Annotated in this window: 20 protein-coding genes; 8 read left to right on the plus strand and 12 right to left on the minus strand. The window is 56.1% G+C overall.

Annotated elements, in window-relative coordinates; genetic code table 11:
- Window positions 1-28: 28 nt before the first annotated feature.
- The 3 genes from ACR0NZ_RS17450 to ACR0NZ_RS17460 are packed head-to-tail and all read right to left on the minus strand — an operon-like array spanning window position 29 to window position 4408.
- Window positions 29-2899 (minus strand): 2Fe-2S iron-sulfur cluster-binding protein, encoded by a 2871-nt coding sequence (locus ACR0NZ_RS17450; protein WP_480520664.1) that lies wholly within the window; start codon window positions 2897-2899, stop codon window positions 29-31.
- Window positions 2886-3143, minus strand: a complete 258-nt coding sequence (locus tag ACR0NZ_RS17455) for a sarcosine oxidase subunit delta (RefSeq protein WP_480478006.1) — start codon at window positions 3141-3143, stop codon at window positions 2886-2888. Before ACR0NZ_RS17455 ends, ACR0NZ_RS17450 begins: the two co-directional genes overlap by 14 nt.
- 14 nt (window positions 3144-3157) lie before the next feature.
- Window positions 3158-4408, minus strand: coding sequence for an FAD-dependent oxidoreductase (locus tag ACR0NZ_RS17460; RefSeq protein ID WP_480520666.1), 1251 nt, complete (start codon window positions 4406-4408; stop codon window positions 3158-3160).
- A 308-nt stretch (window positions 4409-4716) separates the two neighbouring features.
- Here ACR0NZ_RS17460 and ACR0NZ_RS17465 point away from each other — a divergent pair, with 308 nt between their 5' ends.
- Complete coding sequence (locus tag ACR0NZ_RS17465; RefSeq protein ID WP_480520668.1) at window positions 4717-5505, plus strand: phytanoyl-CoA dioxygenase family protein; 789 nt, start codon at window positions 4717-4719, stop codon at window positions 5503-5505.
- Between the two features lie 214 nt (window positions 5506-5719).
- Window positions 5720-6244, plus strand: coding sequence for an N-acetyltransferase family protein (locus tag ACR0NZ_RS17470; protein WP_480520670.1), 525 nt, complete (start codon window positions 5720-5722; stop codon window positions 6242-6244).
- On the opposite strand, the gene ACR0NZ_RS17475 is transcribed toward ACR0NZ_RS17470, so the two are convergent.
- Both ACR0NZ_RS17475 and ACR0NZ_RS17480 read right to left on the minus strand, forming a co-directional pair.
- On the minus strand, window positions 6222-7268 hold the full coding sequence (locus ACR0NZ_RS17475) for an aromatic ring-hydroxylating dioxygenase subunit alpha (RefSeq protein ID WP_480520672.1): 1047 nt from the start codon (window positions 7266-7268) through the stop codon (window positions 6222-6224). The two genes, ACR0NZ_RS17470 and ACR0NZ_RS17475, sit on opposite strands and share 23 nt — an antisense overlap.
- Window positions 7269-7364: 96 nt before the next feature.
- Entirely contained in the window at window positions 7365-8294 is a 930-nt protein-coding gene (locus tag ACR0NZ_RS17480; RefSeq protein WP_480478019.1) for a LysR substrate-binding domain-containing protein, read from the minus strand.
- A 96-nt stretch (window positions 8295-8390) separates the two neighbouring features.
- Between ACR0NZ_RS17480 and ACR0NZ_RS17485 the strand changes: the two genes are divergently transcribed.
- The 3 genes from ACR0NZ_RS17485 to ACR0NZ_RS17495 all read left to right on the plus strand — a co-directional run bounded on the left by ACR0NZ_RS17485 (window position 8391) and on the right by ACR0NZ_RS17495 (window position 10893).
- Complete coding sequence (locus ACR0NZ_RS17485; RefSeq protein WP_480520674.1) at window positions 8391-9476, plus strand: hypothetical protein; 1086 nt, start codon at window positions 8391-8393, stop codon at window positions 9474-9476.
- Window positions 9477-9630: 154 nt separating this feature from the next.
- On the plus strand, window positions 9631-10572 hold the full coding sequence (locus ACR0NZ_RS17490; protein ID WP_480520676.1) for a fatty acid desaturase family protein: 942 nt from the start codon (window positions 9631-9633) through the stop codon (window positions 10570-10572).
- A gap of 3 nt (window positions 10573-10575) precedes the next feature.
- On the plus strand, window positions 10576-10893 hold the full coding sequence (locus ACR0NZ_RS17495; protein ID WP_480520678.1) for a non-heme iron oxygenase ferredoxin subunit: 318 nt from the start codon (window positions 10576-10578) through the stop codon (window positions 10891-10893).
- Between the two features lie 12 nt (window positions 10894-10905).
- On the opposite strand, the gene ACR0NZ_RS17500 is transcribed toward ACR0NZ_RS17495, so the two are convergent.
- The 5 genes from ACR0NZ_RS17500 to ACR0NZ_RS17520 are packed head-to-tail and all read right to left on the minus strand — an operon-like array spanning window position 10906 to window position 14936.
- A complete protein-coding gene (locus ACR0NZ_RS17500; RefSeq protein WP_480520680.1) occupies window positions 10906-11487 on the minus strand; it encodes a glutathione S-transferase N-terminal domain-containing protein in 582 nt (193 codons plus the stop codon).
- Between the two features lie 50 nt (window positions 11488-11537).
- Window positions 11538-12419 (minus strand): amino acid ABC transporter permease, encoded by an 882-nt coding sequence (locus ACR0NZ_RS17505; protein ID WP_480496294.1) that lies wholly within the window; start codon window positions 12417-12419, stop codon window positions 11538-11540.
- A 55-nt stretch (window positions 12420-12474) separates the two neighbouring features.
- The gene (locus tag ACR0NZ_RS17510; RefSeq protein WP_480478031.1) at window positions 12475-13308 is read right to left on the minus strand and encodes a transporter substrate-binding domain-containing protein; all 834 of its coding nucleotides are present in this window, start codon (window positions 13306-13308) and stop codon (window positions 12475-12477) included.
- Between the two features lie 36 nt (window positions 13309-13344).
- Window positions 13345-14187: an amino acid ABC transporter permease gene (locus tag ACR0NZ_RS17515; protein ID WP_480478033.1), complete on the minus strand. Its 843-nt coding sequence runs from the start codon at window positions 14185-14187 to the stop codon at window positions 13345-13347.
- Between the two features lie 2 nt (window positions 14188-14189).
- Window positions 14190-14936 (minus strand): amino acid ABC transporter ATP-binding protein, encoded by a 747-nt coding sequence (locus tag ACR0NZ_RS17520; protein ID WP_480478035.1) that lies wholly within the window; start codon window positions 14934-14936, stop codon window positions 14190-14192.
- 316 nt (window positions 14937-15252) lie between these two features.
- Between ACR0NZ_RS17520 and ACR0NZ_RS17525 the strand changes: the two genes are divergently transcribed.
- Genes ACR0NZ_RS17525 through ACR0NZ_RS17535 form a run of 3 tightly spaced genes read left to right on the plus strand, consistent with a single transcriptional unit; the run spans window position 15253 to window position 17843 of the window.
- Window positions 15253-15831 (plus strand): carboxymuconolactone decarboxylase family protein, encoded by a 579-nt coding sequence (locus ACR0NZ_RS17525; RefSeq protein WP_480478037.1) that lies wholly within the window; start codon window positions 15253-15255, stop codon window positions 15829-15831.
- Window positions 15832-15842: 11 nt separating this feature from the next.
- On the plus strand, window positions 15843-16430 hold the full coding sequence (locus tag ACR0NZ_RS17530; protein ID WP_480478040.1) for a helix-turn-helix domain-containing protein: 588 nt from the start codon (window positions 15843-15845) through the stop codon (window positions 16428-16430).
- A gap of 12 nt (window positions 16431-16442) precedes the next feature.
- Entirely contained in the window at window positions 16443-17843 is a 1401-nt protein-coding gene (locus ACR0NZ_RS17535) for an MATE family efflux transporter (RefSeq protein ID WP_480520682.1), read from the plus strand.
- Window positions 17844-17859: 16 nt separating this feature from the next.
- On the opposite strand, the gene ACR0NZ_RS17540 is transcribed toward ACR0NZ_RS17535, so the two are convergent.
- Together ACR0NZ_RS17540 and ACR0NZ_RS17545 are read right to left on the minus strand one after the other, a co-directional pair.
- Window positions 17860-18006, minus strand: a complete 147-nt coding sequence (locus ACR0NZ_RS17540) for a hypothetical protein (protein WP_480520684.1) — start codon at window positions 18004-18006, stop codon at window positions 17860-17862.
- 40 nt (window positions 18007-18046) lie between these two features.
- On the minus strand, window positions 18047-18679 hold the full coding sequence (locus ACR0NZ_RS17545) for an IS6 family transposase (RefSeq protein ID WP_480520686.1): 633 nt from the start codon (window positions 18677-18679) through the stop codon (window positions 18047-18049).
- Window positions 18680-18910: the final 231 nt, after the last annotated feature.

Here is an 18910-nt window from a genome sequence, read left to right on the forward strand (position 1 = left end):
TCTTTCTATTTTTACGTCATATCTCATCTCAGGACCTAAGCAACTTGCCCTCGGGGTCGTGAAAGACCGGTTTCGTGACAGTGACCGGGATCACATCGTCCTTCAGCCGGACATGGGCGGTTTCGCCCTGTCGCGCGTGACCGTTTTCCAGCAACGCCAGTCCGACCCATCGTTTATTGACCACACTCCAGACGCACGCCGTGACCAACCCGTCAGTAGCCTCTTTCCGGCCACCGGGCGTCAGCGGCGCACCTTCGGGGATTTGCCGGTTTGGATCATCCGCCAGAATACCGACCAGCTCGCGTCGGGTTCCGCCACCTGCGCGACGTAGCGCGACCGAGCGTTTACCCAGATAATCCGGCTTTTTCTTCGACATCGCCCAGCCCATTCCCAGATCATAGGCGTCTACCGTGCCGTCGACCTCATGCCCCAGCGACAGAAACCCTTTTTCGACCCGCAAAACGTGGCTGGATTCTGAACCAACCGGCAGGATGCCAAAGGGCGCACCGGCCTCCATCACCTTATTCCACAGAGCTGCCATGTGGCGGGTGGCAACGTTGACTTCATAGGACAATTCGCCGGTGAAACTCACCCGCACCACTCGGGCCGGGAAGCCTGCGACAGTACCTTCGCGGAAGGACATGAACGGGAACGCCTCGGTTGAAAGGTCGATATCCGTACCCAGCGCCTGCATCACTTCGCGGGCCTTGGGGCCGCAAATGGTGGCGTTGTTCCACTGACTTGTGACTGTAGTGATCATCACCTGCCAGCCGGGGAATTCGGTTTGCAGCAACTTTTCCATATGCTGATTGACCGCATCCGCGTGCCCCGTCGAGGTCGAAACCAGCCAGCGGTGTTCGTCCAGCCGGAACGCAACGCCATCATCCAGGATCAGCCCGTCATCCGACAGCATCAGCCCATAGCGCCCGTTGCCCGGTTTCAGGCTGGACATGATGTTGGAGTAGATGAAATCGAGGAATTGCGGAACATCCCGACCCTTCAGTTCAAAGGTGCCAAGGGGCGAGCCATCATAGATGCCAACGCCTTCCCGCACCGCCCGACATTCGCGATTGACGGCCTCTTGCAGACCTTCGCCCGGTTTCGGGAAGTATCCCGGTCGCCGCCAGCGCGCGCCAGCCTCATACATGACCGCGCCGTTGTCCTTGTTCCACTGGGTCACAGGGGTATGGCGATAGGGGAACAGCCCCCAGCCCTCCCGCAACCCGCCAATCGCACCAAAGGAAACAGGCGTATAGGGAGACCGGAAAGTGGTCGTTCCAACCTCTTGCAGCGGCACGCCTTTTTGCATCGCAACGGTGCCGATGATGTTGATATTGCCGGTCTTGCCCTGGTCGATCCCCATGCCGCCGGTGGTATAGCGCTTGACGTGTTCGACATTGTCATAGCCTTCGCGCAAGGCCAAATGCACATCACTGACCGAGACATCGTTCTGCACATCCAAAAAGGCTTTGCCGTGCTGGCCCGGAACATCCACCCGCCAGAGCGCTTCAATTGCATAAGGCAGATCGTCGCCACCCTCAACGATCTTGTTCAGCGTCAGATCTCCTGCCGCTGCCCCCACCGCGCGGCACTTCTGAACCGCCTGATCAGGGACAAATGCTGCCAGATCCCCATCAAACCGCAACGTGCTGCGGGATTGCGACCACAGGTGCACAGTTGGGCTCCACCCACCGGAGCAGCCCAGCACATCACAATGGATCCAGTGACCTGCTCCTCCCGTCATGGGAACGGCTTTGACCGCGCGAACCCTTTTATGACCACGTACATCACTTGCAACTGTTGCAGTGTGAACCGGGACATTCGGAACCTGATCCAATACCTCAGACGGGACAGTCTTGCGGCTGTCCAGAATGGCCATAACCTGCGTACCTGCCGCTGACAGATCAGCCGCCACAGCATAAACACTGTTGTTGTTGGTAAACAGCACCACACGCTGCCCAGGCGTCACGCCCCACCGGTTGACGTAAGCCTGCACGGATGAGGCCAACATCACACCGGGCCGGTCATTGCCGCCAAAAACCATGGCGCGTTCAGTGGCTCCGGTAGCAATAACAACTTCGCCGGCCCGCACGCGCCAACTGCGTTCCAGAATACTGTCCTGTTCCGGCTCGCGTTCGTTCACCATTATCAGATTGTGTTCGCGATAGGCCCAGACAGTTGCATTTTGCAGATGGGTGACATTGTCCATACCGCGCAGCTCAGCCACCGCATCCGCGACCCAGTCCATTGCGGGACAGCCACCGATCGAAAGATTGCGGTTGAGCAGACTACCGCCCGCCTCGGTGCCCTCATCCGCCAGAAACACACGTTTACCCGCGCGACCGGCCTCAAGCGCAGCTTGCAGACCGGCTGGGCCAGCTCCGGCGATCAGTACATCGGCGTGGGCGTTCCGGGCCTCAAAATGACCCCTCGCCGGAGGATTGGCGGGTGCCGCCGCCAGCCCTGCGGCCCGACGGATCGAGGGTTCAAACAGGTGCCAGTCCGGCCACTTGAACGTTTTGTAGTAGAACCCTGCGGGGATAAAGCGCGTCAACAGCTGATTGATCCCACCCAGATCGAACTCGGGCGAGGGCCAGCAATTGACCGACCGCGCGCTCAGCCCGTCGCGCAGCGGCACCGTTGTCGCAGGACGGTTGCCCGAAGCATCTTCGCCATCCAGTTCCACCAGTGTTGCGGGTTCTTCGGGCCCGTGCCCCATGATACCCCGCGGGCGATGATACTTGAAACTGCGGGCCGTGACCCGAACCCCGTTTGCCAACAGGGCTGAAGCCAGCGTATCTCCCTCGAACCCTTCATAGGGTTTGCCATTGAATGTGAATCGCAAAGGGCGGTTTCGGTCGATGCGCCCGCCCGAAGCGCGGCGGTTACTTTGTGCCATCGGACGCCTCCACAATGTCATGAGTCCGTGTGTCCCGCCAGATCGTGAACCATTCACCGCATCCGCGCGCGTGCCACCATTTCTCCTCAACCGGACCCAATGGGTTCGGCGTCACCGTCAGATATTCGACCCATTGTTCATCGCTGACAGCATTGGCGTCAGGGCGCTCCGCCCCGACCGGGCCGCCAAAAATAAACTCGTTTTCGTTTCGCTTGCCGCAGAATGGGCAGGGTAAAAGCATCATGATCCTGACCTTTCCTATCGCGCCGTAGTGGTTCCGGCTTCCATCACGAAGTCCAGATGCCGGAACCTGCCAAGAGTGAAGGGCGCCATAAGCGGGTGCGGTTCCCCCTTTGCCACCAGATGAGCCAGCGTCAGCCCCCCTGCTGGAATGGCCTTGTAGCCGCCCCACCATCCGGCAGTGACAAACAGCCCCGGAATCTCTGTCTGATCCATGATCGGCGAGGCATCATGGGCAATATCCAGATGCCCGCCCCATTGCCGCATCAGTTTGAGCTTCTTGAAACTCGGGAACAGGGACAGCATTGCGGTCACCGTGTCTTCGAATACGTGTTGCTTGATGTCACGGCGGAAACTCTGCCCCATGTCGGGCGCACCGCCGATCACCATCTCGCCCTTGTCGGATTGACTGAAATAGAACCCGCTGTCCGGGCAGTTCACGATCACATCGACCAACGGCTTGACCGGTTCGGACACAAACGCGGTCAGGTTCATCGTCCGTAGCGGCAGTTTCAACCCGGCAGTTTCAGTGAGCGTGGTTGTGTGACCCGAGACGGCCACAACCACCTTCTTTGCCCGGACAACGCCCCGGTTGGTCTCAACCCCTTCGATCGAGCCATCTGCCCCGCGCAGCAGGGATTGCACCGCCGTCTGCTGATGAATCTCTACTCCAAGCGCGTCAGCCGCACGGGCATAGCCCCAGGCCACGGCATCATGCCGGTTCACGCCGGCATCCGTATGCACCATGCCGCAGATCACCGGCAGCCGCGCATCCGGCCCGCCGCCAGTCAGCGCCGGAATGCGGCGGCGCAATTCCTCGGTGCTGATCTGTTCATAGGTCGATCCATAGATATCCATCACCAGCTGTCGCCGCCGCAGTTCGCGCAGCTTGGGCCAGGTCTGAACCACATCCACCATGGTTCGTTTGGAATGCATCATGTTGAAGTTCAGCTCATCCGTGAGACCTTCGTACATGGCGACGGATTTGACGTAGAACGGGATCGATTCATCCCGCATGTAGTTTGATCGGATAGTCACAGTGTTCCGGGCAATGTTGCCGCCACCCAACCAACCACGTTCCAGAACAGCCACATCGGTGACGCCGAACTCTTTGGCTAGATAATAGGCGGTGGCCAGACCGTGCCCCCCCGCCCCGATCACCACTACATCATACCGATCCCTCAGCGGCGGACTACGCCAGGCTCTGGGCCAGTTCTTATGCCCGGTCAGTGCGTTCCGGGCGAGCGAGAAGATGGAATACTTTTGCATGGTAGTAATAATATTAATTAATACGCACATTCCGTCAATAGACTTATGGCCATGTAAAACGATCCGTCATGTGTTCTATGCCAATGCGAAAAATTAGGTTAAGTTGGCTGGTGAAAGGTGCCGCAATGAGCCTTCGCATCGAACAGTTCCATCGACGTCTTGCCGGCAAATGGTCGGCCCGATCGCTTTGGCCCTGTTTCATTATAAACTGCCGCAGCTCACCCATCACGTAACGCCGGACAAACCGGGTGCAACGCGCCTGCATACTGCAACCGCCTCAATGGAAGAGGCGTTGAATTGGACGTTACATGACACAGACATCTGACCTGAAGATCATTCAGGAAACCTATGCACGCGACGGAGTCGTGCTGCTGAAACAAATTCTGCCGCAGGATTGGCTTACCAAACTACGCAAGGCCGTAGATGAAGAGGTTTCTAAAGGCGAGCGCTATTTTGCCTACAAGAACATGCGCGAAAACCCGGGCGTATTTCAGGATTATTGCCTGACATCGGATATCGGCCGCCGCGTGGCTGAGGTGGCGGGCAGCCCGTGGACTTCGCTTATCTATGACCAGATTTTTGCCAAAGAGCCGGGGACAAAAACCCAGACGGGCTGGCACACCGATCAACCCTATTGGCCGGTGGCCGGACCAATCATGACCATATGGATCGCTCTGGACCCGGTTGACCCAGACAATGGCGCGCTGGAGTTCGTTCGTGGATCACACGCTTGGGGTGCCAAGTACCGGCCTTTCAAAACCGACCAGCTTGGGGCGTTCCTGCACTATCTTGAGGAAGACAACCCCGATTATATCGACATGCCTGATTTCGAGGCCAACCGCGCCGCCTACGACATCTTTCACTACCCAAAGATGGAGCCCGGCGATGCGCTGGCATTTGACGGCATGACAGTGCATTCGGCAATGGGCAACCGCACCTCAACTCGGCGCAGACGCGGCTATGCCGTCCGATTTGCGGTAGAGGGCGCCATCTACCAGCCACGCGATGCCGTGACAGAGTGGCTGCATGACGACAGTTTGCGCCCCGGCGCACCTTTTGCCGGAGGGCGTTTCCCAGTGATCTACGGCGCGGCGTAACCGGCGGCGGACACCGGTCCTCTGATCGCACAGTGAATAACTTGACGTTATTCTGCTATCGTCACAGCGTTGGGCCATTATCGTCATGGCCCAACCCCGCGGCACATTTTCCAACGCGCCCTAAGCAGTGCGACCGTTGATGTGTAGTTAGAAAGTGCCGCCACAGTGCGGCATTTTTCATCTCGCTTCTGTGGCAAAGAAACAGGAGGCAAAGATGAAACCCACCAACCCTAACGCAAAGGTACATATCCGGGACGCAGAGCCCGATGACATGCCTTTTCTACTTTCAATGATCCGCGCTCTAGCCGCACATCACGGTGATGTCCCAAACATCAACGCCGCAGTGTTAGAGCGGGATGTGTTCGGCAATCAGCCATGGGTCTATGTGCTGTTTGCCGAAACGAAAGGCGAGGTCATCGGCTATGTCGCCCTGAGCCCGCTCACACAGTTGCAGCTAGGCCGTCGCGGTATCGACATGCACCACCTTTTTATTGGACGGCTGTATCGCCGCATGGGTGTCGGGCGGCAACTTTTCGAAAGCGCAAAACAAAAGGCGCGCGCTCTGTCCTGCTCTTATATGATGGTCGGCACCCACCCGGACAATTCAGAAGCCCAAGCCGCCTACCTGGCTGAGGGTTCGAACGACAGGACGCAGCGCATCCCCGGCTTCACGTCCCCCTCGATGCCTAGTGGGTTTCGGAACCGGCCAACAAACCTTACGCCCGCTCAACCATGTTGATCGGAAAAGCCTCAGCCTCAATCGCGCGGTCCAAGGCTTTGCGGAATAGTTTGGCCCCAGCGTCCAATCCCAGATCAATGTTTGGCGTCTTGGCGTTTTTCATGCCCAGATGAACCTTCTCCAAAACCTCCTTGTCCTCAAGAAACGCCATCCGCGCGCCATCATTCATGAATTTGGACACCTCGGCATTATCGGGATCGGAATTGCGGTGCTGGAACCAAAAATACCGGGTCCGATCCTCATCAATCGGGGTCATGAAATTGTAAGAGACGTTGACGAAAGTCTCGGCAACGGGCGGTTTGTCATAGCCGCCGGTTCCGACGGGCGTGTAGATGGATTTGTTCAGCCCTATCGCGGGCATACACATCTCGTAATGCTGTAGCCTGTCGCAATCACCGTCAAAGGCCACCAGCTTCGCATAATAGGGCGACGGCGGCTTGTTCTCGATCCAGCGCGAGACAATCACGCCGCGGTCCGTTCTTTCGACATTCAGCGGCTCTTCGTCCGTGCCAGCCCCGGCAAAGGACGAGACATGCACCCAGGCTACATGGCTGGGGTCCAGCAGGTTGTCGCAAACCCACAAGTAGTGGCAGTCGATATCCATCACTCCACCATCAGTCATGCCCCAACTGGCATCGTCGAAATTCTCAATCAGGAAAATATTGTCAGGGTCCGCCTGTTCCGGATCACCCATCCAGATCCACAGGAACCGATACCGATCCACTACCGGATATGATCTTACCACTGCCCGCCGGGGGGTCATGCCACGCTGGGTCGGGCTGTCCGTGCATTTGCCCGAGCAGTCGAATTTCAGGCCGTGATAACCGCATTCCACCACATCACCGATCAGATTGCCTTTGGACAGCGGCAGCTTACGATGCGGGCAAGCATCTTCCAATGCGACCGGAGTGCCGTCCTCCCGCCGGTAAAGCACGATGTTTTCACCCAGAAACGTTTCGGCCTTCAGTTCGCGACCGATATCCTTACTCCAGGCAGCGACATACCAGCAGTTTCTCAGATACATTGAAATGCTCTCCAGATCGTCAGATGGCTTGTACCAGTATGGGCAGAGAGACGTCCTTGCGCCATGTCGGAATGGTAATGACTCATATAAGCCAGGCTAATTATAAGCGTCGGCGGATGGCGGGATGTCCGGTTGCGCTTCTACTTCAGCACTGATCCAGTTCAGAAACTCACCGACTTTCGGACTGTCCTTGGTTTCGTGTCGCCGAACCAGCCAGTAAGACAAAGGGGACTCGGTCAGTTCTGGAAAGGGTCGAACCAGACGCCCGTCACATAACGTATCGATCACCAGGGGTTCCCGACCCAGCGCGACACCCAGCCCTTCAATTGCAGCCTGAACCACCAGATTGGATTGGCCAAATCGCCGTGTGCGCAAGGGTGACGGCAGCGTCAGACCGCATTGCCGTGCCCAGAAATCCCAGGTTGGGCTTGCAGGACCATGATGCAGATTCTCATCTACCAGCATCGTGTGCTTCGCAAGATCCTCGACCCCGCGCAGGTTGGGTATCAAAGATGGTGCGCAAACAGGAAACAACTGCTCGGTCATCAGCAGATCCACCTGGTAGCCGGGGTAATCACCCAGCCCATAGCGGATTCCGATATCCGCATCCGCGCCGGAGAACGGATATTGACCAGTATCCGTAGCGATCGAAATCGATAGGTCCGGGTGGGCCAGATCAAAGTTCAAAAGACGCGGAAACAACCAGTTGAAAGCAAAACCTGGCAGGCATGAAATCACGATGGTCCGGTCGTTGCGGGTCTTATCCCGCAACTGGGTGCAAACACCTGAAATGCGCCCCAGCCCTTCGGAGATGGCCAGCGCCAGCAGTTCACCCTCTCGGGTTGGGCGCGATGACCGCGCGCCGCGTACCAGCAGATCGCGACCCAACCATTCCTCAAGCGTCCGCACATGCTGACTGACCGCACTTTGGCTAACACCAAGTTCGGCCGCGGCAGGGGAAAAGCCAGAATGACGGACAACTGCCTCGAAGGCACGCAGAGCTGAATAGGGCAGATTTACAATCATATTAGTCACCCTAATGTCAGACATAATCACTTTCAAATAGATTAGGCGCATGGTGCAGGCCTAATCTGTACGGGCTTGAATCCGTAGGAGACGCGAATGTCGGACATCACACCCGAGCGCGGCGCGCGAAATCTTTTGACGAACTGCGCTCACGCAGCGGCGGGTGACCGACTTCTGATCGCTTACGAACCCCCCGAGTTTGGTTATTTTGACGCGGACAGTGTCAAGATCGTATCGGACGTCGCGCAATCCATGGGGTTGTCGGTTGATGCAGTGGATGTAGGATTTAATCCGGACAATCCTCACCTGTCCCCGGATCTTCTGGCGCGGTTCGAAGCAGCCGAGATAATCCTCTTTCTTGCCCGTCTTGGGGATCAGCTACGGTTTTCGGAGATGCCCCGGGGCAAAAAAATCATCGTCAGCTTTGCGCTGAACCGTGAGCTGTTCGGGTCGGGCTTTTCCAACGGGCACCATGATGCCTTTCTCGACATCAAGGCGGCGATCAATGCCGTCCTGAACGAGGCAACCGATGTGCGGGTCACCTGCCCTCTGGGCACGGCCTTTCAGGGGAAGCCGAAGATGAACCTTGATCCGGCGGGCGATACGTCGATCCTGAGATTCCCCATGTCAGTTTTCACGCCAGTCCCGGCGCACAGTTTTTCAGGACGTGTGGCGCTGAAGTTTCTAACCGGAACCGGATCAAGATACTATGAAGACTATACGATCGAGTTCGACAGCCCGGTGTTTGCGTCACTTGAGAACGGGCGCCTGACCGGGTTCACGGGCGAGCCCACCGATGTCGCCCGGGCCGAAGTACAATATGACCGGGTCGCGGGCCAGTTCGGTATTGACCGAAATTTCGTGCATTCATGGCATGCTGGCATTCATCCGGGCTGCGGATACCCTTGGGATATGCGCGAGAATTTCGAACGCTGGGGCGGATCTGCTTTTGGCAATCCGCGTATCCTGCACTTCCACACTTGCGGCGCATATGCTCCCGGAGAAATCAGCTGGAACGTGTTTGATCCGACAATCAAGATCGATGGTGTGACCTATTGGGAAGATGGGGTTTTTCATGCTGACCGCCTGCCCGGCGGAGCTTCCATTCTGGACAAACACCCCTGTGCGGCAGCACTGTTTGCCGACCCCGATCCGGATATCGGCCTTCGCCGAACCGGCTGATCATTCAAGCTTGATCGAACGCGTGTCATCACGCTAATCTGGTAGCAATAGAGTCCACCCGACAGGACCCTATGGTGCGGAGCACTCCCGTCTCCGGTGCCGGAAAATGCGATGAGGGCGCGGCCCCCGCACCGGCAAATTGTGTGGAACTCACATGTCACAAGCAATCGTAACGCCCCTGTCTCAGGCATTGGCCGAAGGCAAGCTCACGCGTGAAGAGCTGAAAGGTTTCATGCAACGGTCTAACGGTCCCGGCTTATGCCATCTGGCGCTTTGGGTTCTGGTGCTGGCCTGCACGACCACCCTTGTTACTCTGGCATGGAACAACTGGCTGATATGGCCTGCAATGTTACTCCAGGGCATCGTTCTGGTACACCACTTCTCGCTGCAGCATGAATGCGTGCACTATACCGTATTCCGTACAAGGTGGCTGAATGATCTGGTTGGTCAGATCTGCGGCCTGATCATTATCCTGCCGCATCGGTTCTTTCGCTATGAACATTGCGATCACCACACTTATACGCAACTGACCGGGGACGACCCTGAACTGATCCCATTGCCCGAGACGTTGAGGGAGTACCTTATGTACCTGTCCGCCCTGCCCTACTGGCGCGGTAAATTCACGGAACTGTTTCGCCATGCCAGCGGCAACCTCAGCGAGACCGAGCTGCGATTCATCCCGAAAGTGGAACATCAGGCGGTGTATCGCGATGCGCGCAGAATGCTGGCCATCTATACGGCCATCTTTCTGGGCATGGCCATCATCGGCTGGTGGGGACTGATCTGGTACTGGATAATCCCTTTGTTTTTGGGTGAGCCTGTGATGCGCTTTATCCGGATGACCGAACATGTCGGACGCCCCACCGTGGCGCAGATGTCCGAAAATACGCGCACCAATCTGGTATCCGCCCCCTGGTCCTTTTTGTGCTGGAACATGAACTACCACGCGGAGCATCACTACGTAGCCTCAGTTCCTTTCCACGCGTTACCTCGCCTTCATGAGAAGCTGAAAGACCACATTCATGTTGAGCCTGGGGGGTATCTGGCCGCCCATCGCGAGATCTTGAGGCAGATCCGGCAGAAGGCGGAGGCGTAACTCATGGCGGATGAAAAACCCTGGAAAGATGTGATCGAGACAACTCGGCTGGAAAAGAACTGGGTCACACGGGTCGAGATCGGCTCACGTATCCTGGCGGTCTACGACACTCCCGGTGGCGTCTATGCCTCGTTGGCACTTTGCAATCATGGCGGTGCTGATCTGTGTGACGGGTATTTTGATGGCTACGTCATCGAGTGCCCTTTGCATCAGGGCGCATTCGATGTGCGTGACGGACATGCGGTTTCGGCCCCTGCGACACGACCAATGAAGGTATTCGAAACCCGCATCAAAAACGGCATGGTGCAGATCAGGGCGTAACCCCGAACAATCCTAGTCCGGTGTCGGCAACCCCGGCATCAGGATATATCCCGACGGAGCTTCAACACGCGCGATCCACGAACGGACTGCCGGGTAAGGAGCCAGCGATAACTTTCCCTGATAAGCCAGTGCTATGTAGGGGTAACAGGCAAGATCGGCGATCGTTGGACGATCACATGCCAGCCAGCGTCGTCGTGACAGGTGCTGCTCCATATTCTGCAGGGATTTCTGCCCAAGTGCCTGTGGCCCGGTCAAATCGATGTCGCGTTCAATCAGAACAATCGCGCGGGCCGTTGCAACGCCGTGGAAAATCTCGTTTACTGAATAGGACAGCCATTGCTGTATGTCCCCATGCTCTTCTGGCGAATCCGGCGCCCAATCTGCAGCGCCATACTTCTGTGCCAGATACATCATGATTGCGGTGCTGTCGCGCAGGGTAAAGCCGTTGTCGTCCAGCACCGGGACCTTGTTCAGCTGGTTGACCTGCAAGAATGTAACCTGGTTCTGATCTCCGCTCAGCAGGTTGACATTGATGATTTGATAAATTGATGATCCAGCCGCAGCATGGACAGCAGCAGCCGAGCTTTGTGGCAACTGCCCGAGAGCCGGAAATCATATATCCGCGTTGCCCCGGGCCGTTCGCGTCAGCGCCTGTCTGACCGCTTTTCAAGTCGTGCAAACAATCGGCTGAGGCCGAAACACACAACAAAATAGAACCCGGCCGTGGTGATCCACGCCTCAAAGATCATGCGGGACGAGGCCACAAGCTCGACTGTTTTGTAGGTGAGTTCCTGCACCGAGATCAGCGACAGGATCGAGCTGTCCTTGATCAGCGAGATGAATTGGTTTGCCAGCGGTGGCACCACTTTCTTCAACGCCTGCGGCAGAATCACGTAACGCATCTCCTGTAGTTTGCTCATACCAATCGAGCGCGCCGCTTCGCGCTGGCCTTTCGGGATCGACTGGATACCAGCCCGGACAATCTCGCCGACAAAGGCGCTTTCAAACAGGGCCAGAACGATGACACCAGAAACCAGTGAGGGAAAACGGCGCATTTCGCCGAAAAAGAAGGTCCAGATATCTTTGTCCTCTTGCCGCGCTATACCACGAGCCCAACGTTCGAGGTTGAGCGCGTCAATCAGTTGTTGTGACAGGAAGAAAAAGAAAATGAAAACGACCACAACCGGCGGCACGTTGCGGAGAAATTCAAGATACGTCCGTGCCAGCATCCGGATCGTCAGGTTTGCTGAACACCGCGCAACCCCCAGAATGGTGCCAAGCAACAAGGCCAGAATGCCCGAGTAAATACTGATACGGACTGTCGCCATAAGCCCCTGCAGAAACAGGTTCGCGAAATACTCTTCGCGGCCCGAATGCCAGCCAACGACATAGCCCGGGATCAATTCCCAGCGCCATTTGTAGTTCAGCGTGCCTTCGATCGACAGCCAGATATACCCGAAGAAAGCGATCAGAGTCACCACGATCAGATAATCTGGCCATCTCAGTTTCTTCAGGAAATCTTGCACCGGGATTGCTCCGCCTCAGGGTCGGGGGCGGCAATGCCGCCGCCCTTTGTTTTAGTCACTGAGCAACCTGGTCGGCCCACTCTTCTGTTGCGAACCAATAATTGTGACGCTCTTCCAGCCAACCCGAACGCCATTGCTGAGCAATCCAATTGTTGAAGAAGTTCAATGCATCCGGATCACCTTTGCGCATAGCAAAGGCTTCGCCACGCGGATCAAACAGATCGCCTTCCATCACGCGCAGAGTTTCAGGATTACGCCCTGCTTCCCGGTTGGGCGTAGGCTGTGAAGCCATTGTTGCGTGTGCATTTCCGTTAAGAACTTCTTGCGTCGACGCGCCATCTTCATCAAATAGCAACAAGTTTGCTTCCGGGAAGTTTTCCGCGATCACGACAGCGGGCGTTGCACCGCGACGGGCTGCGAACGTCACGTCTGCAGAATTCAGATCAGCCTGAGTCATTCCATCTGTCAGTTCCTTATTTACCAAGATGGCCAGACCGGAAAAAGCATATGGATCGGTAAAGTTGACAGTCAGGTTTCGCTGCGGCGTCACAGACATGCCCGAGATGATCACGTCGAAATTGCCCGAAACCAGCGCCGGAATGATACCGTCCCATGCGGTGGGAACAAATTCAACTTCGACCCCCATGTCTTCGGCCAGCTTGCGACCGACATCCAGTTCGAAACCGATCAGGTCACCGTTCTTGTCGCGCATCGACCACGGTACGAATAGCGACAGCCCAATGCGGATCACTCCATCCTGCTTGATGGTTTCAATCACACTTTCGCTGGACAGGTTCTGCGTTGTGCTTTGCGCCCAACCTGATGTTGCGACGCCTGTTGCAACGACCGCGCTCAGCGCCGCCCCCAACATTCTGCGAGAAAGCTTCATCTTGGTTCTCCTTGTTGTCCGACATAGTTTTCAGTTTTATTGGTCGACGGCATATTTCTTCTCCAGGTGGGTTACGCCAATCGACAGGATCAGGGTCACCACCAGATAGACCAGTGCAATGGTGAACCAGATTTCGAAACTCATGTAGGTATCGGATATGATGTTGCGTCCAAACGTGGTCAGTTCAGCCACCGCGATCACGCTTACAATCGCTGAGGATTTGATCAGGTGAACTACCTCACCGGTCATCGGTGGCAGCATGAACCGTACTGATTGCGGCAAAATGATATAGCGATAGGTCTGATACGGTGTCATCCCGATGGATTTTGCCGCCTCCCACTGACCCGTGGGAATTGCGTTGATACCAGCGCGGAAAATCTCGGAAATCAGGGCCGAATGAAAAACGGCAAGTGTCAGGATACTTGCCGTGTATCGGTCAAACCCAAAGATCGGCCCGAGCACATAATAGAAAAGATAAAGCAGAACCAGCAGCGGAATATTGCGGATCAGTTCCAGGTACCCCACGGCAACCGCTGACCCGATGACCAACCCCGATAGCCGCAACAGAGCCACCAAAAGGCCTATCGCCGTTGCCAGCAAAAAGGCGGTCACCGACAGTTGGATGGTGGCTACAAGCCCAATTGGGATTTCACCCCATTCAAACCCGACCTCGGTATTGCGGTACAGGAATTGCGGCACACGATACCATTGCCAGTTATAACCCATACTCTGCGCCCCGGCGTAAGCGCCATAGGCGATTAGACCAACAATAATGGAATAAATGACAACGGAAATCAGGACCGAGTCGAAAAACCGCTTGTGAAACGGTGGCTTTGGCAACGGCTGGCCCTTTGGCCCGGATATGCCCAGATCGCTCACGTTCAATGCGCCAGAATCTGATCCAGGAACAGGCGGCACCGTTCGCTGGAAGGGTTGGTAAAGAACTGTTCAGGCGGCGATATCTCGACGATCCGACCCGCCTCCATAAAGACCATCGTGTCTGCGACCTTGCGGGCAAACCCCATTTCGTGGGTAACCACAACCATGGTCATGCCGGTTTCGGCCAACTCGACCATCACGTCCAGAACTTCGTTGATCATTTCCGGATCGAGCGCCGAGGTCGGCTCGTCAAACAGCATGATCCGGGTTTCCATGCACAAAGAACGCGCAATCGCCACGCGCTGCTGCTGACCGCCAGACAATTGTGCCGGATATTTGTCGGCCTGTTCCGGAATATGCACGCGCTCAAGATAATTTCGCGCGGTCTCTTCGGCCTGTACCTTTGAAACTTTGCGCACTTTCATTGGGCCGATCATAAGATTTTCCAGCACAGTCAAATGCGGAAACAGATTGAACTGCTGAAAAACCATCCCAACTTCCTGGCGCAGTTCGCGTATCTCCTTGGCCCCCTCGTAAACTTCGATACCATCTATCACCAAACGGCCCGAATTGTGCCACTCCAGACCATTGAAACAACGGATCAGTGTGGACTTTCCCGAACCAGAGGGTCCGCAGATCACTACTTTTTCACCCTGATGAACCGTCAAACTAACGTCTTTCAGCGCATGGAACGTGCCATAATACTTGTCCAGATTGGTCACTTCAATCATCGGAGTGGCGTGTGTCATGTCGCGCCTGTCATGGTTCGGGACACCATACCTGGCAGTCTTTTGCGGTGAAAATTGCGCCGTGATTTCTCAGTTGGCCTCTCCGAAACCGTAGCGCGCGCGGGCCGACAAAGGGCGGTAGCGAAACCGTCCTGAAAGCTAGTGCCAGATTGGCGCTTTGACTGAGTGAGGCAGTCGGGCAAGGCCTGAGAATCCTTAAATCTGTTGCGCGCTAATTAATATGGTTGCTTAATATGCAATACTCGTCAATAAAAAACTCAGCGCGCCGTACAACACGACCCATAATTTGTGCTGACGACTAAGGAAGGAACCAAAAATGTCTGCCTGGATCAGGATGATATCTGACGAAGACGCCGACGAGCATCTGAAGGCCACTCTGGATCTGGCCCGGACGCCACATGGCACAGTGGACAACGTCATGCGTGTTCATTCCCTGCGCCCCAACACAATGAAGGGGCACGTGATTTTGTACCGGGCCTGCCTGCATGATGAGGCAAACACGGTTCCGATGTGGTTTCAGGAAGTCATCAGTTCCTATGTATCCACCCTCAACACTTGCCCCTATTCTTACGCCAACCACTGGTCCAACGCCCGACATCTAATTGATGATGACGCCCGCGCCGACCAGATTGAGGCGGCGCTCAAGGCGCATCGTCCGCAGGATGCCTTTGACGGCGCCCATCTTGCCGCGCTGACCTACGCAGAAAAACTGACGCTGACACCGGGTACGATGGTCGATTCTGATGTGGCCGGGCTAAAAGAGACTGGTTGGGATGATGGTGAGATACTCGAAATCAATCAGATCGTCGGCTATTTCAACTACGTGAACCGCTTGTTGAACGGGCTTGGCGTGACCACGGACGGAGATGTTGTGGGCTATTACGGCAGCGAGTGAAGGGAGAAGCCATGCAGGGAGACCCGCCGGGAAGACAGATCGACCGCGCAATTGGAGCATCGCTGAAAGAGCTGCGCCAAAGCCGAAAGCAATCGGCCCGCCGACTGGCCGAGCAATCGGGTATTTCCGCCGCAATGGTCAGCCGTATCGAAAACGGGCTTGTCTCTCCTTCGATCGACACCCTGGCTGCGCTGGCCGAAGCGCTTGAAGTCCCGATTGTGTCACTATTCCGCGAAGCCCGCACCGATCACACCGACTATACGCTCGTCCGCCACGGCGAAGGCTTGAAATCCACCCGTATCGCCGCAGGCCATAGCCATGAATATGTCAATCTGGCATTGCATTCACGCAAGGACCTGCGTTTTCAAGCCCGGCGCGTAACTCTTCTGCGCGAGGGTGGTCATCCTCCGACTTATGTCGGTCACGGCGTAGTTTTTGTTCAGGCGCTCGAAGGTGAGGCGGTCTATCGGTATGGCGAGGCCCGGTTCAAGCTGACCGCAGGCGACACGATCAGCGTCGACGCTGAACTGAACCACGGCTTCGAAGAGGTTCTGACCCCGGAATTCGTCTTTCTGACTGTTCAGGCCGAGCGCCCGTGATGCCTGCGTGACATGGCTCAGCCAGTCGATCTTGACCTGACCCGAGGGTCTATTCCGGCACATTTCCGGACACTGGCAGTGCCTGCTGCAATCGGAATGCTGTTCAACACGCTCTATAATGTCGTGGACATCTTTTTTGCCGGGCTGTTGTCGACAAGCGCACAGGCCGGGCTGGCCCTTGGGTTTCAGGCCTTCTTTATAACTTTGTCTGTTGGGGTTGGTCTTGGAGCCGCCATGAGCGCCCTTGTCGGCAACGCACTGGGGGCAGGCAACCACCGCATGGCCCGGCGATTGGTGGCGCAGGGTCTGACATATGGTTTTATCGCCGCCGGGCTTCTGGCATTGTCAGGCCTCTGGTACGGCCCCGCGCTGATACATCTTGTATCCGACCCCGGCGAATACCGTGATGCGGGGCTACGCTATTTCTATTGGCTTCTTCTGGCACTGCCCGGATTTCTGTTGGCTCATGGGTGCAACGGAATCCTCCAGGCTCATGGGGATGCGGTATCAATGCAGCGCGCCCTGATCGTGGCCTTCTTCGCCAATATCGCCCTGAATCCTCTGCTTATTTTTGGCATCCCCGGGCTGATTCCGGGGATCGGTTTTGACGGGTTGGCCATTTCTACCGTTATCAGTCAAACCGGTGTCATGATCTACATGATCCGGCAGGTGCTGCGACGACGCCGGATGCAGCGAATGCGGATCGCCTATTTCGCCCCGCGCCTGAATCGCTTTACCGTGATTTCCGTTCAGGTCCTGCCAACGGCGGTGTCTTTCATGGTGATGCTGCTTTCAGGATTTGTCATGCAGTTTGCCCTGAAAATATTCGGGGAACATGCCATTGCAGGCTTCGGGGTCGCCATTCGGCTGGAGCAAATTCTGCTTTTACCTGTGCTGGGTGTTACCGGCGCTGTGCTGCCAATCGCATCGCAGAATTTCGGCGCCCGGGATTTTCAGCGCGTGCGGGCGGCCCTGTTTTATTGCTGGAAAGTCGGATTTATCATGACGGCGATGGCCATCCCAATCCTGTGGGGCCTGAGCCCGCATCTGATGCGCCTGTTTACCACCGACCCCGAAGTCGTCCGAGTAGGCGTCAGCTATCTGCGCGTCGACAGCCTGATTCTGCCGTTTTACATGATGCTCTTTTCCATCAATTCGCTGCTTCAGGCCCTCAAAAGACCCATCTGGACGGTCTGGATCAGCCTCTACCGCCAGGGCTTCGGGGTCGCATTCTTTGTCTGGGTCTTCGTCGGCCTGTGGCATTTCAACGAGATCGGTGTCTGGTTCGGAACGGCTACCGCAGTCGTCACGGGTTGGATCATCGCAATTCTGACGGCGAGTCACGTGGCACGGCATGAAATGGGCGGGTTATGGGTTTCGCGTCACCAGGACTCAAATCGAATCCAAAACTGATCCCGCCGCAAATCTCCTACCGCAGCCGCAATCCGGTTTCCGGATCAAACAGCATCGCACGCTCGGGCCGGATCGAGATGCCGATTTTCTCACCTTTCCGACTGCGCTGATCTTCGCGCTCTTCTACGATCAGTTTATCGCCATTGGGTGGGTAGTGTCGCAAACTTTTGGAACGACGAAAGCCAGCGATATGCTAGACGCAGTTATCCTGCGATCTCAGCAAACAACCGAAAGCCGGAAGACGTATCACTAGAGAATTGCTGCTTCCGGGTCATGTTGGCGACCTCGATGCCGTCCAAAGTGGCGGAAGCGGATTCGAACGACTTAAACCCACACATGTGCCGAACACGCCGCTTTATGAACCGATGATCCTGTTCGATCATGTTGTTCAAAAATTTGGACCTGATCGTCTGTACTTTGGCTGGGCAACCGAACCGCTTCAGGATCCTGTTCACTTCTCGAATGCCAGCTGCATTTGCGCCACTTTTGTCGATGACGATTTTGTTTGGGATCCCGTTGGACGACAGTGCTTTGGCAAAGAACCTGGTTGCTGCTGGACGATTTCGTCGCTCAGACAGCATGAAATCAAGGGTGTTTCCCGCTTTGTCGACCGCTCGAAAAAGATACATCCACTTGCCGCGCACGCGGAGATAGGTTTCGTCCATGCGCCAGGAACTCAGCGTTGGTCGCTTCTTCGACTGCGCGCTCGCGGCGATCATCGGCGAATACTTAACGACCCACCTGTTGAGAGTGGCGTGGTCCACCTGCACGCCGCGTTCGGCCATGATCTCTTCCAAATCACGATACGACACTGTGTACCGCAAATAGAAATACACAGCCTAAAGAACTGCATCCTTGGGAAAGTGGCAGCCTTTCAGAGAGATCATACTTAAAAACTGTTCGAAAACTATTCGACGGGAACAGACTACTAAACTTGAGTGCTCGTCAATCTCAGTTCAAAATTTTCGACACAACCAAAGAGTCCGGTTAACCCACAGAAACCACCCTAGAGGTTTAATCTTTGGGTCGGCTTGGCAACGCTTGCCCATCCGTCAAAAAGAATTGCC

The organism is Ruegeria sp. AE3 (assembly GCF_056542225.1).

Excerpts from the sequence above, each read along its gene's own strand:
- ACR0NZ_RS17450 (WP_480520664.1), bottom strand. The coding sequence starts at position 2,899 with ATGGCACAAAGTAACCGCCGCGCTTCGGGCGGGCGCATCGACCGAAAC.
- ACR0NZ_RS17455 (WP_480478006.1), bottom strand. The coding sequence starts at position 3,143 with ATGATGCTTTTACCCTGCCCATTCTGCGGCAAGCGAAACGAAAACGAG.
- ACR0NZ_RS17460 (WP_480520666.1), bottom strand. The coding sequence starts at position 4,408 with ATGCAAAAGTATTCCATCTTCTCGCTCGCCCGGAACGCACTGACCGGG.
- ACR0NZ_RS17465 (WP_480520668.1), top strand. The coding sequence starts at position 4,717 with ATGACACAGACATCTGACCTGAAGATCATTCAGGAAACCTATGCACGC.
- ACR0NZ_RS17470 (WP_480520670.1), top strand. The coding sequence starts at position 5,720 with ATGAAACCCACCAACCCTAACGCAAAGGTACATATCCGGGACGCAGAG.
- ACR0NZ_RS17475 (WP_480520672.1), bottom strand. The coding sequence starts at position 7,268 with ATGTATCTGAGAAACTGCTGGTATGTCGCTGCCTGGAGTAAGGATATC.
- ACR0NZ_RS17480 (WP_480478019.1), bottom strand. The coding sequence starts at position 8,294 with ATGATTGTAAATCTGCCCTATTCAGCTCTGCGTGCCTTCGAGGCAGTT.
- ACR0NZ_RS17485 (WP_480520674.1), top strand. The coding sequence starts at position 8,391 with ATGTCGGACATCACACCCGAGCGCGGCGCGCGAAATCTTTTGACGAAC.
- ACR0NZ_RS17490 (WP_480520676.1), top strand. The coding sequence starts at position 9,631 with ATGTCACAAGCAATCGTAACGCCCCTGTCTCAGGCATTGGCCGAAGGC.
- ACR0NZ_RS17495 (WP_480520678.1), top strand. The coding sequence starts at position 10,576 with ATGGCGGATGAAAAACCCTGGAAAGATGTGATCGAGACAACTCGGCTG.
- ACR0NZ_RS17510 (WP_480478031.1), bottom strand. The coding sequence starts at position 13,308 with ATGAAGCTTTCTCGCAGAATGTTGGGGGCGGCGCTGAGCGCGGTCGTT.
- ACR0NZ_RS17520 (WP_480478035.1), bottom strand. The coding sequence starts at position 14,936 with ATGACACACGCCACTCCGATGATTGAAGTGACCAATCTGGACAAGTAT.
- ACR0NZ_RS17525 (WP_480478037.1), top strand. The coding sequence starts at position 15,253 with ATGTCTGCCTGGATCAGGATGATATCTGACGAAGACGCCGACGAGCAT.
- ACR0NZ_RS17530 (WP_480478040.1), top strand. The coding sequence starts at position 15,843 with ATGCAGGGAGACCCGCCGGGAAGACAGATCGACCGCGCAATTGGAGCA.
- ACR0NZ_RS17535 (WP_480520682.1), top strand. The coding sequence starts at position 16,443 with ATGGCTCAGCCAGTCGATCTTGACCTGACCCGAGGGTCTATTCCGGCA.